A 21741-nucleotide genomic window follows, 5' to 3' on the forward strand; every position below is an offset into this window, starting at 1 on the left:
ACCGTTTATCGGACACTCCCTCCCTGCGGTGAACTTTGCGCTCTCGAAGGAGACGAATCCGTTGGTGAATCGTACTTTTACGAAGGAAGCAACGCCACCGGTGAACTTTGCGTTGGCGAAGCTGGTTGATGGCGTTGTTGCCTTGTGAGTAGCCAACCCAATTCGGCGGCGGGCTAGGGCGTGTCTCCCAAATGAGCTGAGTCTGGGCTAAAAGGCTTGGAGCGTGTCGCGTTTCGAGGTTTTCACGGTTGAGCAATGGGCTCGGATCGAACCGATGTTGCCGTCGTCCGATGGGCAGCGGGGCAGGCCGTTCCGCAATCATCGACAGGTTGTTGAGGGAATCGTGTACCGGTACCGGTGCGGGATTGCATGGCGAGACCTGCCGCCAGCGTTCGGGCCGTGGCAAACCGTGTGGAAGCGCCACCGGCGGTTCAGCCGGGACGGGACTTGGGACCGCATCCACACCGTTCTGCTGGCTGAAGCAGATGCCTCCGGCGGAATCGACTGGACGGTGTCGGTGGACTCGACAATTAACCGTGCCCACCAGCACGCGACCAACCTCCCCCGTGCCACAGGGGGACGCAGGGAATTACAGGAAACTGTTTGAGGAACCCGACGACCATGCGGTCGGCCGTTCCCGCGGCGGGCTAAGCACCAAGATCCACCATGCCTGCGACGGGAAAGGCCGGCCGCTGGCCTTCATTATCGGCCCCGGCCAGGGCTCCGACTCGCGCATGTTCCCCGTGGTCCTGGACGCGATCAGCGTCCCGCGGGCCGGCAGCGGCCGGGCACGGAACAGGCCGGACGCGGTGCTTGGCGATAAAGCGTATTCGTCCCGCGCCAACCGCAACCTGCTGCGGATGAAGAGAATCAGGGCCGTAATCCCCGAGCCCAGGGACCAGATCGCCAACCGCAGGCGCAAAGGCTCCCGCGGCGGCCGGCCCGTCGACTTTGATCCCGAAGCCTACAAAGGCCGGGCCGTCGTGGAACAGTCCTTCAACCTCTTCAAGCAATGGCACGGGATCGCGACCCGATACGACAAGCTCGCCCTCACCTACAGGGCAGGAGTCGCGCTCTACGCATGCCTCATATGGTTACGCCAATAAGGAGACACGCCCTAACGGCTGCGTTCCAACGGAGCCGATAACGGCGCATATGACAGGCGTACAAGAAGGTGGCCCAAGAATGGGACATGGCCCGAAGCCAGGCCTTCCAGGCAGACTGACTTCGAGCCATGTCCATGCCGGCTAACGGTAAAAACCGGCTTGGTTACTGACGTCCGCTGGCGGTGGCCCAGGGGTGGCTACGCTGCCAAGGCCACTTGGGATACGGCGGTGGCCGCAGTCCGGGCGCTAGGAATCAGGCTGAGACTGCACGCGGTGTCAGCCGACCCAGCATCTTGGGGCAGGACCTGGAATGCAGCACAGTGCTCAAGCTCGGCCAACGCGTCCGCAGTGGCCGACGCCCGGCCGAGGTCCAGCACAATGCCAAGACCGGGGCTGAGCGCATTCGCCCGCCGGGCTACGCTGTAGAGCGCCCGCACGTTGCGGGTGTCTACGTCGCCCATGACCTTGATGCGTGCTGTGTTGCATTCGACGTCCACGCTAACGACGACGCTGAGTTTGTCGCCCTCCATGGCTAAGCGGCCACCGCCTGTTCGGCCGGAGCCGTCCGTGCCGTCTTGGCCTTGAGGACAGCTTCTTCCTTCAGGTTCTCCTCGAAGGACTCCCGGAACCGGTCGCGGTCCGCTGCCGGCACCAGCTGCAGGTATACAGGGTGCGCGAAGACCCGCTTGCGGACCTCGTGGCAGAACGGCAGGACCATCAGGCGGCGCCGGTGGGCATCGGCCAGCGCGTAGCGGATCAGCCGGTCCTCTAGACCGGTTTCCTTGTGGTCCTGCCCGACTGCCGTGTAGAGAAGCCACATCTGGTCGCCCTCAACGCGGTAGTGCAGCGAACCTGCCACCGCTCCGTCAACGTAGGCATCGTACTGGGACGCACCGAAGTTGTCTCGAATGACCTGCATGCTTCCTCCTCTGTTTTCGCCCCGACACCCGGTGCGCCGCCGGTCGCGCCGGCAAGTCCTGAGGTTCCGGGTCGGCAGCCCTCTTGGGGAAACGGGCTGCCATCGGATGTTGCTTACGAGGTAAGCAAAGCATGCTTACCATCGTTCTGCAAAGCAGGCTTAGTAATTTGTGACACAACGTTGCATCGAGGACTGCCCGCTCAGGATCAGTTTTTCAGTGCTTCGAGCCGGTCCAGCAGGGTGCTCGAGGGACTCCTCGAATTCCTGCCCCGACCGGTCGGCCACCAGCTGATCCCGGAGCCGCTGCAGGATCGGGTAGCCGGCAAGGTCGGCTGGCCTGGGCGGCCGCGGATCCAGCTCCTCTGCGGGTCCGAGGTCGGCGCCGAGGGCCGAGACCTCGAGTAGCAGGTGGCCCAGGAGAAAGCTGCTGAAGGCCCGGTAGGCATCAACGGCCGCGCGGTCGCTGAAACCCGACGAGGTCAGCGCGGCAAGGAAGGACTCGACCCAGTGAAGGCTCCTCACCGGCGGGCGTATCCAGGGGGCTTCGGTCGGACGGGTGGCCAGCAGTGGGAAGGTGCGGGGGCGGCGCGCCAGCCGCCGCAGGCTGTGCGCAAGCCGGATCAGGTATTCCTGCCAGCCATGGACCGGCTCGAAATCAACCTCCGGATCCCCGTGGAGCTCGTCCATGAGGGTCTCGACGATGCCGTCCAGCAGGCTGTCCCGCGACTGCAGGTGCCGGTAGAGCGACATGCCTTCTACGTCGAGTTCGCTGCCCAGCCGGCGCATGGTAAGACGGCTGACCCCGTAGCGCGCGACGAACTCAACGCCGGCCGGACATCGGAACCGGACGCGGAAAGGCCCCCGCGCGGTGGTATTCGGGAACGTGCGGTGTGTCAGATAGCGGTGTTCGGCGCTTCTCCGGGGCTGCCCGTGTCGCGGATGGCTTTGCGCCGGCGGGCCCGGTCGAGGGCGTTCATAACGGGTCCTGCGGTGATGCCGTGGACAACAATGGAGATCACGAGCACCAGCCCCACGACGCGCCACAGCATCTGGGCTTCCTCGGCGAACCGCCCCTCCGACAGCGCGTACGACAGGTAGTAGATAGACCCGATGCCGCGTACGCCGAAGAAGGAGATCACGGCCCGTTCCCACAGTCCCGTACGCCCCTTAGCGACGGCGATCCAGCCTGCTGCCGGACGAACCAGCAGGACTATGACCAGTGCCACCGCAACCTCACGCCAGGTAGTTCCGGCCAGCAGACCCCGGGCCACCGCTCCACCGAGAAGGACCAGCAGGACCACGGTCAGCAGCCGTTCCAGCTGCTCAACGTAGCTGTGCAGGATCCCATGGTAGCCATGGGTCTGTTCATGGGAACGGATGGCCACGGCACAAACGAAGACGGCGACGAAGCCGTACCCTTCGACCATCTCCGCCATCCCGTACGCGAAGAAGGTGGCCGCCAGCGCCACGAATCCCTCCGAATGTTCAGCCAGGCGGACGCTCTTCGCCGGCGCCCGAAAGAAAATCCGTCCCAGCAGGCGGCCCACGCCGTACCCGATCAGGCAGCCCATGCTGATCCGCCAGAACAGGTCCACGCCGAGGAACTGCGGCAGCCAGGCAGCAGGAGACGTGCCCACGACGCTGAGCGCGATGGCCAGGTAAACGACCGGAAAGGCCAGCCCGTCGTTGAGCCCGGCTTCGGAAGTCAGCGCGAAACGCACCTCGTCCTCTCCTTCAAGGTCTTCCTCTGATTCGGCCGGCTCGCCGACCTGCACCTCGGAAGCCAGCACCGGGTCGGTGGGCGCCAGGACGGCCGCCAGCAGCACTGCCGCCCCGACCCCGAGTCCGAGGGCCCATCCGCCGAGCATGACAAACCCGACGATGCACACCGGCATGGCAATCGCGAGCAGCCGCCATGTAGTAGCCCAGGACCGCCATCCGAACCGCCGGTCCAGGGCCAGTCCCGCGCCCATGAGCGAGACAATCACGCAGACCTCGCTAAGGTGTAGGGCGATGTCGCCGTGCGCCAGCGGATCCGGGTCAGGCAGCTCGTCCAGCGCGGCGAAAGCGAAAACACCGGCCCCGAGGAACACCATCGGCATCGATACCGGCGCCCGCATCAGCACCCGCGGCAGCAACGCCGCGGCGAAAACAGCCAAACCGGCCGCCGCAAACACCAGGCTAGGAGCCTCAAACATCTATAGTCCCCTCTTCGTCCTGTCCGGATTGCCGGCCTGTCGCATACCAACGGCATCAAGGACTTCCTCGGGGCGGGCGCCCGGTTTTCGCTTTCCTGCTGGTACATAGGATCCCGTCCTGCGCCCTGGCCCATAACGCACGTTCCGGCCCAGAGCCTTTTCCACGCTGCGTGCGCCCAACAGTACCCCTGCAAAGACTGCCGCAGCAGCATGCAGACCGGGCTGTGCGCCTCGACTCCATCGAAGCCATCCGGGCCAACGCGCGAACCGTCGGGGGCAGAGTGTGGTCCGAAATCTTCGAACACGCCAACCGGGTGCTGTGTCGGTCGTCGGTGCCTCCGGCCCTTCCCGGCGCAGTATGACGGGCAGATAATCGAGTATCTTCACGATCGTGACGGGAGGCTCTGCAATGCCGGTGTACTCGATGGGAATCTGGCTCGTGAAACCGGGCCGCGAGGACGACTTCATGCATGCGTGGGAGGACTTGGCGCGGCGGACCAGAGAGGCGTTCCCCGGCGCCCGCGGCCTGCTGATGCGCGACAAGGACGTCCCCAACCGCTTCATCAGCACGGGACCGTGGGAGTCCGTCGAGCAGATGAAGGAGTGGCGGGAATCGCGGGCCTTCAGCGAGGGGCTGGCGGGGATCCGCGAAACGATCGAGCACTTCGAGCCGCACACGCTGGAACAGGTGGCCGGCCAGGACTGAAGCCGAGCCAGCCGGCAGCGGGCCCCCCGGGGCCGGCCAGCCCGGCCGCTGGTACCGCCAGCAGTGGGTCCGCTGGGGCCGTCCCGCTCCGGCGCCCGCAGCGGGACGGGAGCCTATCCGGCGGTGATGAGGTGCGTCCGGTGGTCGTAGCTGAAGGTGACCGGACCGCCGTCGTGCTCCAGCACGATGTTGGAGCCTTCACGCGCCCCGCCGGCGCCGTAGTTCACCTCCCAGCTGCCGTTGAGCGCGGCCTTGAACTCGTACCGGCCAGCCGGCAGGTCCGCCGTCAGGCGCCAGATCCCGTCCTGCTCCAGGGTGAGCATCGCCTGCTCGCAGGCCGGCTGCCAGTCCTCGCTGCAGCCGAGTTCCGAGTTGAAGCTTCCGGCGGCGGTCACCGAGTCCGGCTGTTCGATCCGGTCGCCGGTGACGACCGTGCGCACGTCGCTGACCGCGCCGTCCAGCCGCGCCCGGTACTGCAACTGCGTCCCGTCCGGCAGGCCCAGCCCGGCCACGTCGTCGAACGCGGTGTAGGCCGGCGACGAATCGTCCGTTCCGATCAGAGTCCACTCCCCGTCGGCGATCCGCCGTTCCAGGGTGACCTCGTGGCCGGGCTTTTCCGGGGCGGCCACGGCGCTGACTTCCACCTGGCCGGAGACCTGGCTGCCCTCCGCCGGCAGCACCATGGACAGCTTCGGCTGCGGCACCTCGGCCGAGACCACGTTGCCCTGCCGGGTGTGCCCACCGTTGTCCAGCACCACGGCGCGGTACTCCACCCGGGTCCCGGGCTCGAGCGCGGCCACGTCATGGAACACGCGGTACGGCGCGTTGTCGTCGGTGCCCGCTGGCTGCCATTCGCCGCCGTCGGTCCGGGCCTCGAAGCTGACCTGGTAGAAGGACTCCCCTGCCACCTCGGCGGCCACTTCCATGCGCCCGTTGTCCTCCGCGGCGGGCCGCGGGGCGGAAAGCACGACGGCGGGGGCCTCCTTTGAGTGCGGAATCCGGCCCGCGGACTGGTACACCACGGTCGACAGCGGCGGGACGGTCACGGTCAGCGTCCCGGCCTGGTCCGTCTTGACCGCGCCCTCGCCGCCGTAGAGCTGGGCGAACCGGCGCTTGGGGATGTAGGTCGGAACCTGCGCCGTCTGTTCGGTCTCGGCGCTGTTGACCGCCACCACGTATTCGCGCTGGTCCTTCGGGTCGATCCGCGAGAAGGCGTAGATGCCGGCGCCCTCGGCGGCATAGCGGTGCTGCTGCGCCCCGTCGCGCAGGGCGGGATGCTCTTTGGTGAGCGCCGCAAGGCCGCCAATCGCACGGTACAGCGGATGGCCGGCGTCGTAATTGTCCGCCGCGTGGGTGGACGCGGTACCGATCAGGTCGTCGTCCAGATACTCCGGCACCCGGCTGGCGAACAGGCTCTGCCGCGCGTCCTGGTCCCCGCCCGGACCGGTGAAGCCCTGCTCGTCGCCGTAGTACACCACCGGGTTCCCGCGCGAGAAGTACATCAGTTCGTGCGCCAGCCGGTCGCGGCTGAGCAGTTCCGCGTCGCCGGCGCCCGGGTTGTCCGCCGCGATGAAGCTGCCGATCCGGCCCATGTCGTGGTTCCCGAGGAACGTGGGCAGCTGGTAGGCGTTGGAATCCGCGTCCGTGTACCAGTCGTCGCCCGCGAAGAACTCCGCCAGCCCGGCCGCGCCCGTGCCGCGCGAGGCGAAGTCCCGGGCGGCCTGCTGGAACGGAAAGTCCAGCACGGCCTGCATGCTGTTGCGGGTGGTGAACTGGGAGGTGAAGCTCTTGGTGGTGTCGAAGACCTCGCCGAACATGAAGAACTCGTCCTTGCCCTGCGCCCGCGCGTACTCGAGCACGTCCGGCCCGAACTCCTGCCAGAACGCGTCGTCCACGTGCTTCATGGTGTCGATGCGGAACCCGTCCACGCCGAAGTCGGCGATCCAGGCCTGGTAGATCTCCTTCATCCCCTCCACTACGCGCGGGTGCTCGGTGAACAGATCGTCCAGCCCGAAGAAGTCGCCGTAGTAGGAGTCCTCGCCCGTGAAGGTGGTGTTGCCGCGGTTGTGGTAGAGCGTCGGGTCGTTCAGCCACGCGGGAACCTTGAGGTCCTCCTCCCCCGGCTCCAGCACCGGGGTGTAGGGGAACGACGTGGCCGGATCCAGCGCCGGGAAGTCCGCGCCGCCGGCGTAGTCCCGGTCGTCGAACACCTCGCCGCCGGCCGTCCGGTAGGGCTCGCGGTCCTTGGAGACATAGCCCGTCCGCGCGCCCTCCTCGTACCCGATCACGTCCGCTGTGTGGTTGGTGATGATGTCGAAATAGACCTTCATCCCGCGCCCATGCGCCGCGTCGATCAGCTGCTTCAGCTCCGCGTTGGTGCCGAGGTGCGGGTCGATCTGCGTGAAATCCGTGATCCAGTAGCCGTGGTACCCGGCCGACCCGTCCTCAGGCTGCACGGCCTTGTTCTTGAAGCTCGGCGTGAGCCAGATGGAGGTGGTGCCCAGCCCCTGGATGTAGTCGAGCCGCTCCAGCAGCCCGGCCAGGTCGCCGCCGTTGTAGAAGCCCTTCCGGGTTGGATCGAAGCCGGACACCAGCGGATCGGAACCCAGCCCGCCGTCGTCGTTCCCGGCATTCCCGTTGGCAAAGCGATCCGCCATCACAAAGTAGAAGTTCTCGTCGGTGACCGGGGCACGCAGCGACTGCCGGGCCTGCGCCTGCCCCGGACCCGGGCGGGCCGCCTGCCCCGTCTCCCCCGGCTGCGCAGCGGCCGGGAGCGCGGGCAGGGCCAGCAGCAGGGAGAGAACGACGGCGGCGGCGCGGCGCAGTGCCGTACGCCGCCTTGCGCCGGGCGCGGCCGAGGTGCGGGAAGGAGCTGTGGGACGTGCGGCGGACATGGCGGCTCCTGGTCGGGCTAATCCTTCAACCGCACCAGCGTGTCCTGCGTCACACCAGCAGTCAAGGTCCGGCACCCGGATCCGGCTACCGGACACCCAACTGCCGTCCCGCCGCCCGTGCATCCTGCCGTCCGCAGCCCGTGGACCCGCGCCGTGCGTCTGCGCTCGGCACCGCCCGTTCGAGGGATTTTCCTTCAGCTGCAGACGGAGTAGATTGTGCGCTAACCGCCGGCGCGAGTGCGCCGGCCGTCCCGGAGGTGGCACGAACCGGAGCCCTTCATGAAGGCAGCACGCAATCCCGCCCGGCATTTATCAGGGAAGCCGGCCGCCGCCGTCGGCCTGGCAGCCGTGCTGCTGCTCGGGCCGGTAGGCTGCACCGCCTCCGGCTCGGCGCAGCCCCCGGGGGCGACCGAGGAGGCCGCCGCAGTCGCCAGCGGGACTCCTGCCCCGATCACGATCGATGAGGGACGGCTCCTGCAGACCTTCGAGGGCCTCGCGGAGGATCTGCTGACCCCGGGTGCCGTGATGCTGCTGCGCACCCCGGACCGCCAGCTTGAGTTCACCTACGGCAACCGCAGCCGCGACGATTCCGATCCGGTCGGGCTGCAGGACCACATCAGGATCGGCTCCATCACCAAGACCTGGACGGGAACGGTCATCCTGCAGCTGGTCGAAGAAGGGCGGCTGAAGCTGGACGACCCGGTCTCGAAGTTCCGGGACGACGTGCCGAACGGAGAGAAGATCACCATCGAGCAGCTGCTCAACATGCGCAGCGGCCTCTACAACTACTCGGAATCCTACGAGCTCAACCTCGCGCTCGATGAGACGCCCGAGCGGGTCTGGACGCCGGAGGAGCTGGTCGGTATCGCCCTGCCCCTACCCGTATATTTCCCGCCAGGCGAGGACTTCCACTATTCGAACACCAACACCGTGCTGCTCGGGCTGATTGCCGAAGACCTGGAGGACAAACCGCTCGAGGAAATCATCCAGGAGCGCATCCTCGATCGGCTGGGCATGGACGACTCCGCGTTCCCGCCGTCGGAGACCACCGCGCTGGATGCGCCGCACACGCAGGGCTAGATGTTCATGGACAACGTCCTGACCATCGCGTCCACCAAACTTCCGGCGGACCTGATCGCGGCGGCCGAGGCCGGCGAGCTGGAGCCGAACGACGTGACCGACGCGAGCAGCTCTTGGTGCTGGGCCGCCGGCCAGGGCACCTCGACGGCCGGCGACCTCGCCGTGTGGGGCAAGGCTCTTGCCGAGGGCGGTGTGCTGGGCAAGGAGATGCAGAAGATCCGGATGGACAGCCTGCGTCCGGCCGACCCGGACAATCCGGATTCGGCGCAGTATGGCCTCGCCATCGCGAAGTTCGGCGAACTGTATGGCCACACCGGGGAGCTGCCCGGGTTCAACAGCTTTATGGGCTACGACCCGGGCAACGACCTGACGCTGGTGGTGTGGACGAACCTGGCCCCCGCGGCGGACGGACGCGATCCGGCGACGTCCATCGCCCGGGCCCTGATCGGCGAGCTGTACGGCGGCTGAGCCGCACGCCCGGCGAAGCGCTGATGCCACTTCCCGGCAGGCGGGCATCAGCAGCTCCCCCGATCAGAGGAACCGTGGGCCGGGGCGGGTCAGGCGACGGTCATTTCGCCCATCTGGTCCCAGCCCTCGCCGTCGATCTGGCGGCTGATGATGCGCGGGGTTTCCTGCAGGTACTGCGGCTGCTCGGACATGGCCTTAGCAAAGTGGTCGCTCTTGACGTGGGCCTCGGCCGCGTCGTCCTTGAAGGCTTCGACGAGGACGTACTCGTTCGGGTCGTCGACGCTGCGGGACCAGTCGAACCAGAGGTTTCCCGCCTCGGCGCGCGTTGCTTCGGTGAATTCCCGGGTCAGCTCGGGCCACTGGTCCGCGTGCTCGGGCTTGACCTTGAACTTGACGACGATGAAGATCACTTCGGTTGCCTTTCGGTTGCTGGCGGGGCGGCCGGACCAGGCGGCCCGGCCGGATGGCGGGTGGTTCCCGGTTCATCCTTTCACGAGCCGGCCGCGAGCTTCCGTGCCGCCGCCAGATAGCGCCGGGTCACGAACTCCTGCACGGCGACCGTGACCGGAGCCCCGGCGCGGTAGAACCAGTTGGAGGGCCGGCTGAACGCGAACAGCTCGAGGTAGACCTGGCCATTCGATCCGAGCACGGCCAGGAAACTCTCCTCACCCGAGGCCGGATGCCCGGGCAGCGTCCCATAGCCGAAACCAGCGCGGTCCGGTTCCTCGACGGCCCAGACCACGCGGCAGGGTGCCGCGAGGCGAAGCGGTCCGACCCCGAAGCGCGAGACCACGTCCACTCCCTCGGCCGCCCGCGACGTCGCCGGGTCCACGCGGAGCCCCGCGCCCCTGTGCAGGTTCCAGCCCAGGATGCCGTCCGCCAGCCGGGCGAAGGCCTCCTCGCCTGAACCAACGGCTTCCCGATGCCGGACCACACGATAGCCCGACGGCGCCCGGTCCAGCCGGGTCAGCCCCTGGTCGGGATAAGTCAGGCGCGCGGCGCTGTAGGACTTCCGGCCGTTCATCGCGGCCTTCCGTCATCCGGCGCGTTCCGGCCGCCCGAGGTTTCCGCGGCGGCCGTTGCCTCCACTGCGCCCGCCGCGACCGCCGCCATCTGCATCGCATCGGCTGCCAGGTAATCGAGGCCCGACTCGGCCGCCAGATGCGCGGCGTCCTCGAAAAGCGGCATCGCATCCGCGGCCTGGCCGTCCGCGAGCAGGACCCGGCCCCGCTCCAGAAGGATTCGGACCAGCACCACCGGCTCTCCGCCGTCGTTAATCAGGTCCAGCAGGTGCAGGGCCTCCTCGCGCCTGCCTTGCATGCCGAGCGCTCGCGCTACCTGCGTGGAGAGCTCGTTCCGGTCCACGCGCAGGGCAAAGCGGTTGGTGTCCGCCGCCCGGAGCCGCTGCTCGGAGCCCAGTGGATCCGAGAAATCCCACAGTCCGTCCAGCGTTTCCTGCGCGATCATCCGCCCTCCCTGCTGAGGCCGGCCCAGCCCAGGGCCTCCTGGTCCCGCTTGGGCAACCCGGCGACGACCAGGTCATATGAGTCCTCGATCATGTCCCTGATCATCCCGTCATCCAGGCTGCCGTTGCAGAGCACGCCGTTCCAGTGGGTCTTGTTCATGTGGTAGGCGCCCGTGATCTCCGGATGGGCGGCGCGCAGCTGCAGCGCGAGCTCCGGCTCGCACTTGAGGCTGATGCTCAGCGGCTCGGCCCCGAGGTCCGCCAGCGCGAACATCTTCGCCGGCCCGGGCCGCCCGCGCACTTTGAACACCGAGGCCTCCGGGCCGAAGGGGAAGTCCTCGAATGCGCCCGGCAGGCCCAGGCAAATCGCTCGCAGCCCGGCTCCATCCACCCGGCCAGCCTACCGCCGCCCGCACGCCGCGGAAAGGCGGCGCCGCCGGTTGTGGAAAACGTTCCGCCGCAACCATCCTGGTGCCCGTCCCGCCAGCGAATGCGTCCCCCATCCGGCCCCTGACGGGGGCATACTTGGAGGACGACGGCGGCAGCGGGGCGGGTGCCGGCACGTCCTCGGACAGTGCTATAGGAGGTACACGTGAGCGGCGGAGTGGACAGGGCGAAGCGGGAGGCCCGCAGGGCCAAGGACACCGCGGAGGAAGCCTCCGAATCGAAGACCTTGGAGACCGTGGCGCGCTTTGGCTGGGCGGCCAACGGACTGCTGCATCTGCTGATCGGCGTGCTCGCGCTGCGGCTGGCGCTCGGCGCCTCGGGCAAGGCGGACCAGGCCGGAGCGGTCTCCGAGCTTTCCTCCAAGCCGGGCGGAGCACTGCTGATCTGGGCCGGGATGATCGGCTGCGCCGCGCTGGCGCTGTGGCAGTTCTCCGATGCGGCCTTCGGGTACCGCCACCTCGAAGACAAGAAGAAGTGGGGCAAGCGGGCCAAGGCCGTCGGCCTGGGCATCGTCTTTGCGGCGATCAGCAGCGTCTTCGGCGTCTTCGCGTTCGGGGGCAGCAGCGACAGCAGCGAGACCTCGCAGGACGCCAGCTCCAGGCTGCTGCAGTTCCCCGGCGGCGCGATCGTGCTGTTCCTGATCGGCGCCGGCATCGCCGCCGCCGGAATCTTCTACATCTACAAGGGCATCGTGCAGAAGTTCCTCGATGATCTCAAGACCCTCCCGCCCGGGGCGCAGCGCATCGGCGTCAGCTGGCTGGGAACCTTCGGCTACATCGGCAAGGGGGCGGCCCTGGTGGTGCTCGGCATCCTGTTCGCCGTCGCGGCACTCCAACACGATCCCCAGCAGGCCAAGGGGCTGGATGGGGCCCTCAAGGCACTTAAAGAGCAGCCCTTCGGCGACGCGGCCCTGATCCTGATTGCAGTCGGCCTGATGTGCTACGGCCTCTATCTGGGGGCACGCGCCCGCTACGGCAAGATGTAGCCACCCGGCCCGGGGCGTACTAGTCGCCGAACTGGGACGTCAGGGCGCGGCGGATCGACTTCAGGTGGTCCAGCATGGCCCGCCGGGCGCCCTCGGGGTCTCCGGCGGCGACGGCGGCATAGATCGCCTCGTGCTCCCAGACCTCCTCCTCGCTGCGCAGGTGGCCCTGCGCACCGGGCACCACGTTGTAGGCCCGGCCCATCTCGGTCATGCACCGGAGCAAGGCGTCCAGCAGGCGCGAGTTGCCGGCTTCGGCGGCCAGCGACTCATGGAACGCCCTGCCGCAGGCGATGGAGGCCTCGGGATCGGACCGGAGCAGTTCCCGCTGCCGGACCAATTCCTGCTTCATGGCATCCAGGCCCTTCGCCGAATTGAGCCCGCGGGCGGCACGCGCCGCCAGATGCGGCTCCAGCACGGTCCGCATCTCGACGAGCTCGAGCACGTCCGGCAGCCCCATCGTGCGGATGAGGTAGCCCTTCTTGGGCAGCACGGTGACATAGCTCTGGGTCACCAGCCGCTGCAGCGCCTCGCGCACGGGGGTCTTGGAAACCCCGAACTCCTTGGCGAGCTCCGGCTCGACGACCACGGAGCCGGGTTCGAGCACGCCCTGCAGGATCCGTTCCCGCAGCTGCTCTTCCAAGCGGTCGGCCAGCGATCCCATCGATCCCCCTTTTCGCACGGCGTCCATTCTTCACACAAATATACTTCAGAAATACTTGTGTGATACCACTAACCATGTGGAACGACCATCAATGGAGCAGCAGCTCAACACAGCCGCGCCGGCCGCCGCCCCCGGGCGGCTCCCGCGAGGAGCGCGCAAGGCCCTGACCGCCGCCGTCGTCGGCACCCTCATCGAGTGGTACGACTACGCGCTCTACGGCGCCGCCGCCGGCCTGGTGATCGGCCCGCTGTTCTTCTCCGATGCGGTTCCCGAGGCGGCCGCGATGGCCGCGTTCGCCACCTTCGCCGTCGGCTTCATCGCCCGCCCCCTCGGCGGCATCATCATCGGACACATCGGCGACCGGCACGGGCGCAAGCCCGCCATGGTCCTCACCATCCTGCTGATGGGCGCCGCCACCGTCGGCATCGGGCTGCTGCCCACCGCGGCCGCCATCGGGGCGGCCGCGCCGCTGCTCCTGGTGGTGTTCCGCCTGCTCCAGGGCCTCGGCGCCGGGGCCGAACTGGCCGGCGCCATGACGCTGGTGGCGGAGTTCGCGCCGCCGAAGCAGCGCGGCAGGTACACCTCCTTCGTCCTGGCCACGCCGCCGGCCGGCATCGCCCTCGCGACCCTGGCCTTCTTCCTGGCCTCGACGGCCGGCGACCAGGCCCTGCTCGACTGGGCCTGGCGGGTGCCGTTCCTCGTGTCCGCCGTCCTCTTCTTCGTCGCCCTGTACATCCGTTCCAGCCTCGAGGAGACGCCGGAATACCTGCGGGCCCTCGCCAACCGGGACCAGCAGGAGAAGAAGGTGCCCCTCGGCGAGCTGTGGCGGCATCACCGCCGCCAGGTGTTCCTCGGCTTCCTGTCCATCACGGGGCACAACGCGGTCAATTACGTCATGGCCGTCTTCGCCATCACCTTCATGACCTCGGAAGCGGTCGGCATGCCGCGGCCCACGGCGCTGCTGGTCGTGACCATCGCCTCCCTCTTCTGCATCATGGGCTCCCCGCTCGCCGGCTGGGCCGCCGACCGGTACGGCGCCGGACGGGTGCTCGCCTTCGGCGGGATCGTCGGGGCCCTGTTCGCCTGGCCGCTCTTCCAGATGATGGCCACCGGCAACCCGCTGACCGCCGGGCTGGGGCTGGCCATCGGCTACCTGTTCAGCGTCAGCGCCAGCTCCGGGGCACAGGGCGCGTTCCTGACCAACCTCTTCCCGCCCAAGCAGCGATTCTCCGGCGTGGCGCTGGCCCGCGAGACCAACGGCGCCATCATCGCCGGCCTCTCGCCGCTGATCGCCGCGGCGCTGATCCAGGCCGCGGACGGCGGCACCTGGCTGGCCGCGGCATACGTGGCGGCCTGCTGCGTGTGCAGCATCGCCGCCGTCGCCCTGGCCCGTGGAACCGGCAACAACGCCGCGGCCGCCCGCTGACCCGACCCGAACAGAAAGCAGTTGAATCCATGAAGCACCGGCTTCCGCAGTGGCGTGAGCTCCGCCCGCTCATGCAGTTCGAACGGCCGGCCCTCGGGCGCGGGCCCCGGCTGGCGAAGGCCGCGGACCTGTGGGACCTGCGCCGCATCGCCCAGCGGCGCACGCCGCGGCCCGCCTTCGACTATGTCGACGGCGCCGCCCAGGACGAACTGACCTACCGGCGCTCCCGCGCGGCCTTCGACGCCGTCGAGCTGCTGCCGCGCATCCTGCACGGCACGGCCGAGGTAGACCTGTCGGCCAAGATCGCCGGCGGCACCTCCGCGCTGCCGTTCGGCATCGCGCCCACCGGCTTCACCCGCTTCATGCATGCCGAGGGCGAGGAGGCCGGCGCCAGGGCAGCCGCCCGGTACGGCGTGCCGTTCTCGCTCTCCACCATGGGCACCCGCTCCATCGAGGAGGTGGCCGCCGCAGCCCCGGAGGGACGCCGCTGGTTCCAGCTGTACCTCTGGAAGGACCGGGCCAAGAGCCAGGACCTGCTGCAGCGCGCCCAGGCCAGCGGCTTCGACACCCTCCTGGTCACCGTGGACACCCCGGTCGCCGGCCGCCGCCACCGCGACACCCGCAACGGCATGGTCATCCCGCCGAAGCTGACGCTCAGGACCGTGCTGGACGCCTCCTACCGGCCGGAGTGGTGGTTCAACTTCCTGACCACGGATTCGCTGAAGTTCGCGTCGCTGTCCGACACGAGCGCCGACCTGCCGACACTGATCAACTCGATGTTCGACCCGACGCTCTCCTTCGAGGACCTCGAGTGGATCCGCTCCATCTGGCCCGGCCAGCTGCTGGTCAAGGGCGTCCTGACCCGCGAGGACGCGCGGAAGTCGCTGGCCGCCGGCGCCGACGGACTGATCGTCTCGAACCACGGCGGCCGTCAGCTGGACCGGGCCCCGGTGTCCTTCGAGGCCCTGCCCGAGGTCCGCGAGGAAGCCGGCGACGACGTCGACATCATCCTCGACAGCGGCATCATGAGCGGCGCCGACGTCGTGGCCGCCCTGTGCGCGGGGGCCGACTTCGTGCTGGTCGGCCGCGCCTATCTCTACGGGCTAATGGCCGGCGGCCAGGAGGGCGTCGAGCGCGTGCTCGGGCTGCTCGCCGACGAGGTCCGCACCACGATGCAGCTCATGGGCGCCGCCAGCATCAAGGACCTGCAGCCCGAAATGCTGCGGCTGCGCCCGGCGGCCGCGGAGACCGGCGGGCTCTAAGGCACCCAGCTGAAGGGGGCGCGGCGGGCGGCCCTGCACGCCGGCATCCTGGAAAGCCCGACGGCCGCTACACCGCGGCCACGGAGCTGCCGATGCGGTAGCGGCTGCCCCGGTGCTGCTCCGGCAGCCGGTCCCCCTGGCCGAAGAGCTTGTTGCGCAGCGTGCCCGGCGCGTACTCCGTGGGGTAGGCGCCGAGCTTCTGCAGCTCGGGAACCACGAATTCGACGATGTCCTCGAAGGTTCCCGGCGTGATGGCGTAGGCCAGGTTGAAACCGTCAACGTCCGTCTCGTCGACCCAGGAAACCAGGTCCTGCGCGACCTGCGCGCCGGATCCGACCGTGATCGGGCCGAAGCCACCGACGCCGACCCACTCGGCCAACTGGCGGATGGTCCACGGGGCGCCGCTGTCGCCGGAGGCCTTCTGGAAGGTCTCGACCGAGGACTGGATGGCGTTGGACTTCACGTTCGCGCCGATCACGTCGTCCGGCGAATAGGTGGACAGATCCACGCCCATCCAGCCGGAAATCAGGGCCAGCGCGCCGTTGATGTCCGCGTAGGACTTGTACTCCTCGAACTTGGCCTGTGCCGTCTGGTTGTCCGGGCCGGTGACGATGGTCTGCATGGCGTAGATGCGGACGTCGTAGCGGCCCCGCCCGGCGGCCTCGGCGGCGTCGCGGATCTTCTTGACCGACGCGGCGAGCATCTCCTTGGTCGGGCAGGTCACGAAGACGGCCTCGGCGTTCTCCGCGGCGAACTGGGTGCCGCGCTTGGAGGCACCGGCCTGGAAGATCACGGGGGTGCGCTGCGGGCTCGGCTCGGTGATGGCGATGCCGGGCACCTTGAAGTACTTGCCCTCGTGGCCGATCTCGTGGACCTTGGACGGGTCGGTGAAGATGCTGTTCACCTTGTCCTTGACGACGGCGTCGTCCTCCCAGGAGCCTTCCAGCAGCTTGTAGATGACCTCGAGGTACTCGTCCGCGTGGTTGTACCGCTCGTCGTGCTCCATCTGGTCTTCCTGGCCCATGTTCCGAGCGGCGGAGGGCAGGTAGCCGGTGACGACGTTCCAGCCGACGCGGCCGTTGGTCAGGTGGTCCAGCGTGGCCAGGCGGCGGGAGAACGGGTAGGGGTGCTCGTAGGCCGTGCCCGCGGTGACGCCGAAGCCCAGGTTCTCGGTGACCGCGGCCATCGCCGAGACCAGCAGGAACGGGTCATTGACCGGGACCTGGGTGCCGGCGCGCAGGGTGGTCTCGTTGGAACCGCCGAACACGTCGTAGGTGCCCAGGACGTCCGCGATGAAGAGCCCGTCGAAGAGGCCCTTCTCCAGCACCTTGGCCAGGTGGGTCCAGTAGCCGATGGTGTTGTAGTCGGCGGACTTGTCCTCCGGGTGCCGCCACAGGCCGGGCGACTGGTGGCCGACGCAGTTCATGTCGAAGGCGTTGAAGCGGATGTGGCGCTGCGGGCTGTGCAATGTCATTTCAGGCTCCTTCCCGAAGAGAAGAGCCCGCGCAGATCCGGCGGCGGGCACCAACGGCCCGCTGGACCAACGAGAGATCAGGCTTCTCCATCGGTCCTGGCGGTAGCACCTTCCTCGGAGCGAGGTGGTTGCTGCGGCGTCAACGAGCCAGGTCTCTCAGCCGCTCTGGATGGTTACCTGCCTATTCCAACCCAGCCCGGCGCAGATTGTGAAACCCCGGCGTCATACCGGGTAACCGTATTTGCCGGCCAAGCGGGCGGTCGGTGGTGGAGACACCGACCAACCGCCACACCTGTCAGCGCTGCAGCGGATCGCCGCCGGAATGCGCCGTGATCCGCTCCGTCGCCTCGGCCGAATGCGCCGCGAAAGCGCCGCGGAAACGGGCCGCCGGATGGGTCGGTTCCAGCCGGGCCCCGCGCCCGAAGACCTTCTCGCGCAGCGTACCCGGCCGGTACTCGGTCTGGGCCAGGCCGCGCTTGCGCAGCTCGGGCAGCACCCCTTCGATGAAGTCCGTGTAGGAGCCGGGCAGGATCTGGTTCATCACGTTCACGCCGTCGATGCCGGCGTCCTGCCAGCGTTCCAGTTCGTCAACAATCTGCTCGGGAGTGCCGGCTATCTGCTGGGCCTTGGCGCGGTAGCGGGCAAGGTCCCCGACGGTCGGTTTGCCGCCGGGCACCGAGGCGATGGCCGCCTCGAGCACACCCCGGGCTCCTTCAGTGGACAGCTCGCCCAGCGGCGTATCCAGCGGCAGGCCGCCCAGGTCGACGCCGATGCCGCCGCCGATGTGCGCGATGATCGCGTGCAGGTCCAGGTACTCGTCGTACTCAGCCTCCTTCCGCTTCACCTCCGCCTCGGTGCTGCCGACGACGAACGAGAGCCCGGCGAAGATTTTCACATCGCCCGGCGCGCGGCCGGCTTCGGCTTCCAGGGAACGGATGGAGGCAGTCTGCTTGCGCACGTAGTCCGTGTGCGGGGCGAACAGGAAAGTCGCCTCGGCGTGGCCGGCGGCAAACCGGCGGCCACGCGTGGAACTGCCGGCCTGGAACAGGAACGGTGTGCGCTGCGGGCTGGGCGTTGCCAGATGCGGGCCCTCAATCGAATAGCGTGCGCCCCGGTGGTGGATCTTGTTGACCTTGGCCGGGTCGGCGAAAATGCCGCGTTCCTTGTCGGCGAGTACGGCGTCGTCCTCCCACGAGCCTTCCCAAAGCTTGTAGGCAGCCTCGACGTACTCGTCCGCCCAGTCGTAGCGGTCATCGTGGGCTGTCAGCCCGTCGGCGCCGAAGTTCCGGTGCGAGTTCTCCAGCACGCTGGTGACGATGTTCCAGGCAGCCCGGCCGCCGGAAATGTGGTCCAGGGTGGACATCTGCCGGGCCAGCTGGAACGGATCGGACTGGATCACGGAGCTGGTCATGGCCAGTCCGATGTCAGTGGTGGTTGCGGCCAGAGCGGAGCAAAGCACCAGCGGGTCGTGCGCCGGAACCTGCATGCCGCGGCGGACCAGGGAGGCCCAGCCACCTTCGTGGTCGCCGTAAAGGCCGACGACGTCGGCGAAGAACATGGCGTCGAACTTGGCGTCCTCAAGCTGGCGCGCCAGGTCCGTCCACAGCGACAGCTCGTTGAAGCGGTGCTGCTGCGCGTGAGGGTGACGCCACTGCCCGCCGAGGATGTGGCTGGGCGTGTTCATCAGGAAGCCGCTGAGCAGCAGCCGGGGCCGTGTTTCCGCCATCAGGAAGCACCCCCTGCGAGCTGTCCGGTTGCAGCCGGGGCTTCGCCGATGCTGTGCAGCCCGGTCGGAACGGCGCCGTTCACGTGGTAATCGCCCACGGAGCGCGCCTTGAACGCCACGGGGTTGTGCGTGGCCACGGTGCGGGCGTTGCGCCAATGCCGGTCCAGCCCCTTGCCGCGGCTGGTTGACGAGGCGCCGGTGACGTCGAAGAGCTCTTCGGCCGCTGCGAGAACGAGCCCGGGTACGGTGACGTGCGCCTTCTGCACAGCCAGTTCGGCACGGAGGTACGCCGCCTCTCCGTCGAGCGCGAGCTGCGCATCAACGGCTGCATCCAGGTCCCGCGCCGCCGCCGTGACGACCGCCTCTGCGGCGTAGACTTTCGCGGCGAGCAGGCCAACGTGTTCCTGGATCAGGGCGTCGTCGCGGAACAGCTGGCCCTGGCCGGTGTTGAACGTGCGGGTGCGCTGGCGGACCACTTCGGAAGCATCCCGCAGGGCCGCGCGGCCGATCCCGGCAAGCACCGCCAGCAGGCACATCTGGAAGAAGGCCGGCTCCAGCGTGCTGGAAACCTTGCGCTGGATGATATCCTCCGCCTCCACTTCCACGTCGTCGAACACGGCCGTGCCGGTGCCCGTCAGCGGCTGGCCGAAGCCGTCCCAGTCATCGACGATCCGCACGCGCTTGTCGTCGGCGCGGACCAGCGCGTACTGGCGGCCCTCAACGCCTTCGGTGCTGGCCATGACCACAACCCAGTCGGCGAAAATCGAACCGGTGGTGTAGTACTTCTCCCCCTTGAGCAGCCAGCGGCCGTCCTCGTTGCGGAGCTTGGTCGCAGTAGTGCCCAGTGCGTTGCCGCCGCGTTCGGTTGCCGCGTTGCCGAAGATCTCCCCTGCGGCCACCCGGGGGAACCAGCGCGCTTGGAATTTGCGCGGCTGAAGGGCGATAGTCTCGACGAAGGAGAAGTGCGAGCGCAGTAGGTGACCGACGTTGGAGTCGGCCTCCGCCAGTTCGATGAGCAGGCGGAAGAGGTGCTCGTGGCTGACGGGGTCTCCGCCGAACTCCGCCGGCAGGCGCAGCGTGGTTAAGCCGGCCTCCTTCAGCCAGCCGATCTGCTCAAAGGGCAGGATGTGCTGCTGCTCGCGTTCGAGGGTCCCGGCGGCAATGCGCTCAAAGACGGGCCGGAAGCGCGCGGCGAGGGCGGCATAGCGGGCCTCCCCGGTAGCCGTGCTCTGTTCGGTTGCGGTGATGCTCATCTGTGTCCTTACTTGTTGGATGCGGCGAGGGAACGCAATCGGTGGCCGGGGTTCGAGTCCAGCAGCAGTCGGGTGTATTCATGCTGGGGGTTGCCGAAAATGCCGGCCGTGGGCCCGGTTTCGACGAGCTTCCCGCGGCGCATGACGCCGACCTCGTGCGAGATCCGTTCGACCACGTGCAGGTCGTGCGAGATAAAGAGATAGGTCAGGCCGAGCTCACGCTGGAGTTCCTCCAGCAGGGCCAGGATCTGCGCCTGGGTCAGCACGTCCAGGGCGGACAAGGCCTCGTCGAGCACCAGTGTCCTGGCCCCGGCGGCCAGAGCCCGGGCAATCGCAACGCGCTGGCGCTGCCCGCCGGAAAGCTCCATTGGTCGGGCCGAAGCCGCCCGCGCGGGGAGATTGACCTGTTCGAGCAGCTCCAGGACGCGCTCCCGCTGGCCGGCCCGGCCGCTGAGGCCGAAATTCACGATTGGCTCGGCAATGATGTCGCGGATCCGCAGCCTCGGGTCCAGGGCAGAGTCGGGGTTCTGGTAAACCAGCTGCAGGGTCCGCCACAGCTCGCGCTTGCCCCGTCCGTCCAGCCCGGTCACGTCGCGGCCCTCCACGAGGACCGTGCCCTCAGTCGGATCGAGCAGACGCATGAGCATGCGGGCAGTGGTCGATTTGCCCGACCCGGACTCGCCGACCAGCGAGAAGGTCGTGCCCTGCCGCACTCCGAAGGAGACAGCGTCCACGGCCCGGTTCGCGGCACCGCGGTCAAAGACTTTCACCAGGCCCTGCGCCTCGAGGGCGAAGGTGCCGGCCGCCGAAGCTGCCGCCGCCGGTGCCGCGGCCCGTGCCGGGGCGGCCTCCTCAAGCAGCCGGACCGTGTACTCGTCCTCGGGCCGGGCCAGGACCTGTTCCACGCCGCGGTCTTCGCGGACGCTTCCGCCGCGCATCACCACGATCCGGTCCGCGTGGTCGGTCGCCACGGCAAGGTCATGGGTGACAAAGATGACGGCGGTGCCAAACTCCTTGGCCAGCCGGTCGAAGACTTCAAGCACGGTGCGCTGGACCGTGACGTCCAGGGCCGAGGTGGGCTCGTCTGCGATGAGCACCTGCGGCTGCAGGCTGAAGGCGATGGCAATGAGCACGCGCTGCTTGAGCCCGCCGGAGAGCTCATGCGGGTACTGCCGCAGCCGTTCCTCCGGCCGGTCGATGCCCACCAGGGTGAGGAGCCGTACCACCTCGGCCCGCAATTCGAGCCTGCTCCGCCGCCGCCCGTCCCGGTGCAGCCGGAACACCTCGGCCACCTGCGAACCGATGGTCCTGACAGGGTCCAGGGAGGCGCCCGGGTCCTGCGGGACAAGTCCAATCCGGCGGCCGCGGATCCGGCAGAACTCCTTCTCGGACAGGGACGCCAAATCGGTGCCGTCGAAGTCGATGCGCCCGCTGATCCGGGCGGACGCCGGCAGCAGGCCGAGGACGGAGCGGGCCAGGGTGGTCTTGCCGGAACCGGATTCCCCGACCAGCGCGACAATCTCCCCTGCCTGCAGCGTCAGGTCCACTCCGCCGACGGCGGTGGTTCCGGACTGGTATTCGACCTTCAGGCCGCGGATGGCCAGCAGCGGGGCGGTCTGCGGGAGTGCCGCCGGTGCGGCCTGATCGGCTGTGGTTACGCTCACGGGTCCT

19 protein-coding genes, 1 pseudogene and 1 riboswitch are annotated in these 21741 nt (G+C 68.4%); of the genes and pseudogenes, 6 read left to right on the top strand and 14 right to left on the bottom strand.

Annotation, left to right across the window (positions count from 1 at the left end; translation table 11 throughout):
* Nucleotides 1–274 precede the first annotated feature (274 nt).
* Nucleotides 275–1106, top strand: a protein-coding gene (locus tag AHIS1636_RS12245) for an IS5 family transposase (RefSeq protein ID WP_373875839.1) whose coding sequence is annotated in 2 segments (ribosomal slippage) — nt 275–606 and nt 605–1106 — 834 coding nt in all. Because the reading frame shifts where the segments join, the coding sequence is not laid out codon by codon here.
* 197 nt (nt 1107–1303) lie between these two features.
* Here AHIS1636_RS12245 and AHIS1636_RS12250 read toward each other — a convergent pair.
* From AHIS1636_RS12250 to AHIS1636_RS12265, 4 genes are all read right to left on the bottom strand, one after another.
* Entirely contained in the window at nt 1304–1636 is a 333-nt protein-coding gene (locus tag AHIS1636_RS12250) for a hypothetical protein (protein WP_264796118.1), read from the bottom strand.
* 2 nt (nt 1637–1638) lie between these two features.
* Nucleotides 1639–2025: an N-acetyltransferase gene (locus tag AHIS1636_RS12255; RefSeq protein ID WP_264796119.1), complete on the bottom strand. Its 387-nt coding sequence runs from the start codon at nt 2023–2025 to the stop codon at nt 1639–1641.
* Nucleotides 2026–2184: 159 nt separating this feature from the next.
* A complete protein-coding gene (locus tag AHIS1636_RS12260; protein ID WP_264796120.1) occupies nt 2185–2811 on the bottom strand; it encodes a TetR/AcrR family transcriptional regulator C-terminal domain-containing protein in 627 nt (208 codons plus the stop codon).
* Nucleotides 2812–2918: 107 nt separating this feature from the next.
* On the bottom strand, nt 2919–4223 hold the full coding sequence (locus AHIS1636_RS12265) for a cation:proton antiporter (RefSeq protein WP_264796121.1): 1305 nt from the start codon (nt 4221–4223) through the stop codon (nt 2919–2921).
* A gap of 391 nt (nt 4224–4614) precedes the next feature.
* On the opposite strand from AHIS1636_RS12265, the gene AHIS1636_RS12270 reads away from it, so the two are divergent.
* Nucleotides 4615–4929 carry an antibiotic biosynthesis monooxygenase family protein gene (locus tag AHIS1636_RS12270; RefSeq protein ID WP_264796122.1) on the top strand — a complete coding sequence of 105 codons (315 nt, stop codon included), beginning with the start codon at nt 4615–4617 and terminating at the stop codon, nt 4927–4929.
* A 113-nt stretch (nt 4930–5042) separates the two neighbouring features.
* Here the strand turns inward: AHIS1636_RS12270 and AHIS1636_RS12275 are convergent, their stop codons facing one another.
* A complete protein-coding gene (locus AHIS1636_RS12275) occupies nt 5043–7823 on the bottom strand; it encodes an alpha-amylase family glycosyl hydrolase (RefSeq protein WP_264796123.1) in 2781 nt (926 codons plus the stop codon).
* A gap of 525 nt (nt 7824–8348) precedes the next feature.
* Between AHIS1636_RS12275 and AHIS1636_RS12280 the strand changes: the two are divergent.
* Nucleotides 8349–9371: pseudogene (locus AHIS1636_RS12280) on the top strand (serine hydrolase domain-containing protein).
* An 89-nt stretch (nt 9372–9460) separates the two neighbouring features.
* Here AHIS1636_RS12280 and AHIS1636_RS12285 read toward each other — a convergent pair.
* The 4 genes from AHIS1636_RS12285 to AHIS1636_RS12300 form a co-directional block, all read right to left on the bottom strand.
* Entirely contained in the window at nt 9461–9781 is a 321-nt protein-coding gene (locus tag AHIS1636_RS12285; protein WP_264796124.1) for a putative quinol monooxygenase, read from the bottom strand.
* 80 nt (nt 9782–9861) lie between these two features.
* Nucleotides 9862–10395, bottom strand: a complete 534-nt coding sequence (locus tag AHIS1636_RS12290; protein ID WP_264796125.1) for a DUF1990 domain-containing protein — start codon at nt 10393–10395, stop codon at nt 9862–9864.
* On the bottom strand, nt 10392–10838 hold the full coding sequence (locus tag AHIS1636_RS12295; RefSeq protein WP_264796126.1) for a hypothetical protein: 447 nt from the start codon (nt 10836–10838) through the stop codon (nt 10392–10394). The genes AHIS1636_RS12290 and AHIS1636_RS12295 overlap by 4 nt, the downstream gene beginning before the upstream one ends.
* Entirely contained in the window at nt 10835–11227 is a 393-nt protein-coding gene (locus AHIS1636_RS12300; protein ID WP_264796127.1) for an MmcQ/YjbR family DNA-binding protein, read from the bottom strand. The genes AHIS1636_RS12295 and AHIS1636_RS12300 overlap by 4 nt, the downstream gene beginning before the upstream one ends.
* 201 nt (nt 11228–11428) lie before the next feature.
* Between AHIS1636_RS12300 and AHIS1636_RS12305 the strand changes: the two genes are divergently transcribed.
* Entirely contained in the window at nt 11429–12268 is an 840-nt protein-coding gene (locus tag AHIS1636_RS12305; protein ID WP_264796128.1) for a DUF1206 domain-containing protein, read from the top strand.
* Nucleotides 12269–12287: 19 nt separating this feature from the next.
* Here the strand turns inward: AHIS1636_RS12305 and AHIS1636_RS12310 are convergent, their stop codons facing one another.
* Nucleotides 12288–12929, bottom strand: coding sequence for a GntR family transcriptional regulator (locus tag AHIS1636_RS12310; RefSeq protein ID WP_264796129.1), 642 nt, complete (start codon nt 12927–12929; stop codon nt 12288–12290).
* A gap of 76 nt (nt 12930–13005) precedes the next feature.
* Between AHIS1636_RS12310 and AHIS1636_RS12315 the strand changes: the two genes are divergently transcribed.
* Nucleotides 13006–14355: an MFS transporter gene (locus AHIS1636_RS12315; protein ID WP_264796130.1), complete on the top strand. Its 1350-nt coding sequence runs from the start codon at nt 13006–13008 to the stop codon at nt 14353–14355.
* Nucleotides 14356–14384: 29 nt separating this feature from the next.
* Nucleotides 14385–15617 (top strand): alpha-hydroxy acid oxidase, encoded by a 1233-nt coding sequence (locus AHIS1636_RS12320; protein WP_264796131.1) that lies wholly within the window; start codon nt 14385–14387, stop codon nt 15615–15617.
* Between the two features lie 67 nt (nt 15618–15684).
* Here the strand turns inward: AHIS1636_RS12320 and AHIS1636_RS12325 are convergent, their stop codons facing one another.
* From AHIS1636_RS12325 to AHIS1636_RS12340, 4 genes are all read right to left on the bottom strand, one after another.
* A complete protein-coding gene (locus AHIS1636_RS12325; protein ID WP_264796132.1) occupies nt 15685–17091 on the bottom strand; it encodes an LLM class flavin-dependent oxidoreductase in 1407 nt (468 codons plus the stop codon).
* 84 nt (nt 17092–17175) lie between these two features.
* Nucleotides 17176–17267, bottom strand: a riboswitch (SAM riboswitch).
* A gap of 119 nt (nt 17268–17386) precedes the next feature.
* Nucleotides 17387–18817 (bottom strand): LLM class flavin-dependent oxidoreductase, encoded by a 1431-nt coding sequence (locus AHIS1636_RS12330; RefSeq protein WP_264796133.1) that lies wholly within the window; start codon nt 18815–18817, stop codon nt 17387–17389.
* Nucleotides 18817–20070 (bottom strand): acyl-CoA dehydrogenase family protein, encoded by a 1254-nt coding sequence (locus AHIS1636_RS12335; protein WP_264796134.1) that lies wholly within the window; start codon nt 20068–20070, stop codon nt 18817–18819. Before AHIS1636_RS12335 ends, AHIS1636_RS12330 begins: the two co-directional genes overlap by 1 nt.
* 8 nt (nt 20071–20078) lie before the next feature.
* Nucleotides 20079–21734: an ABC transporter ATP-binding protein gene (locus AHIS1636_RS12340; protein WP_264796135.1), complete on the bottom strand. Its 1656-nt coding sequence runs from the start codon at nt 21732–21734 to the stop codon at nt 20079–20081.
* Between the last annotated feature and the right edge of the window lie 7 nt (nt 21735–21741).

Source organism: Arthrobacter mangrovi, assembly GCF_026011795.1.
GTDB lineage: Bacteria > Actinomycetota > Actinomycetes > Actinomycetales > Micrococcaceae > Crystallibacter > Crystallibacter mangrovi.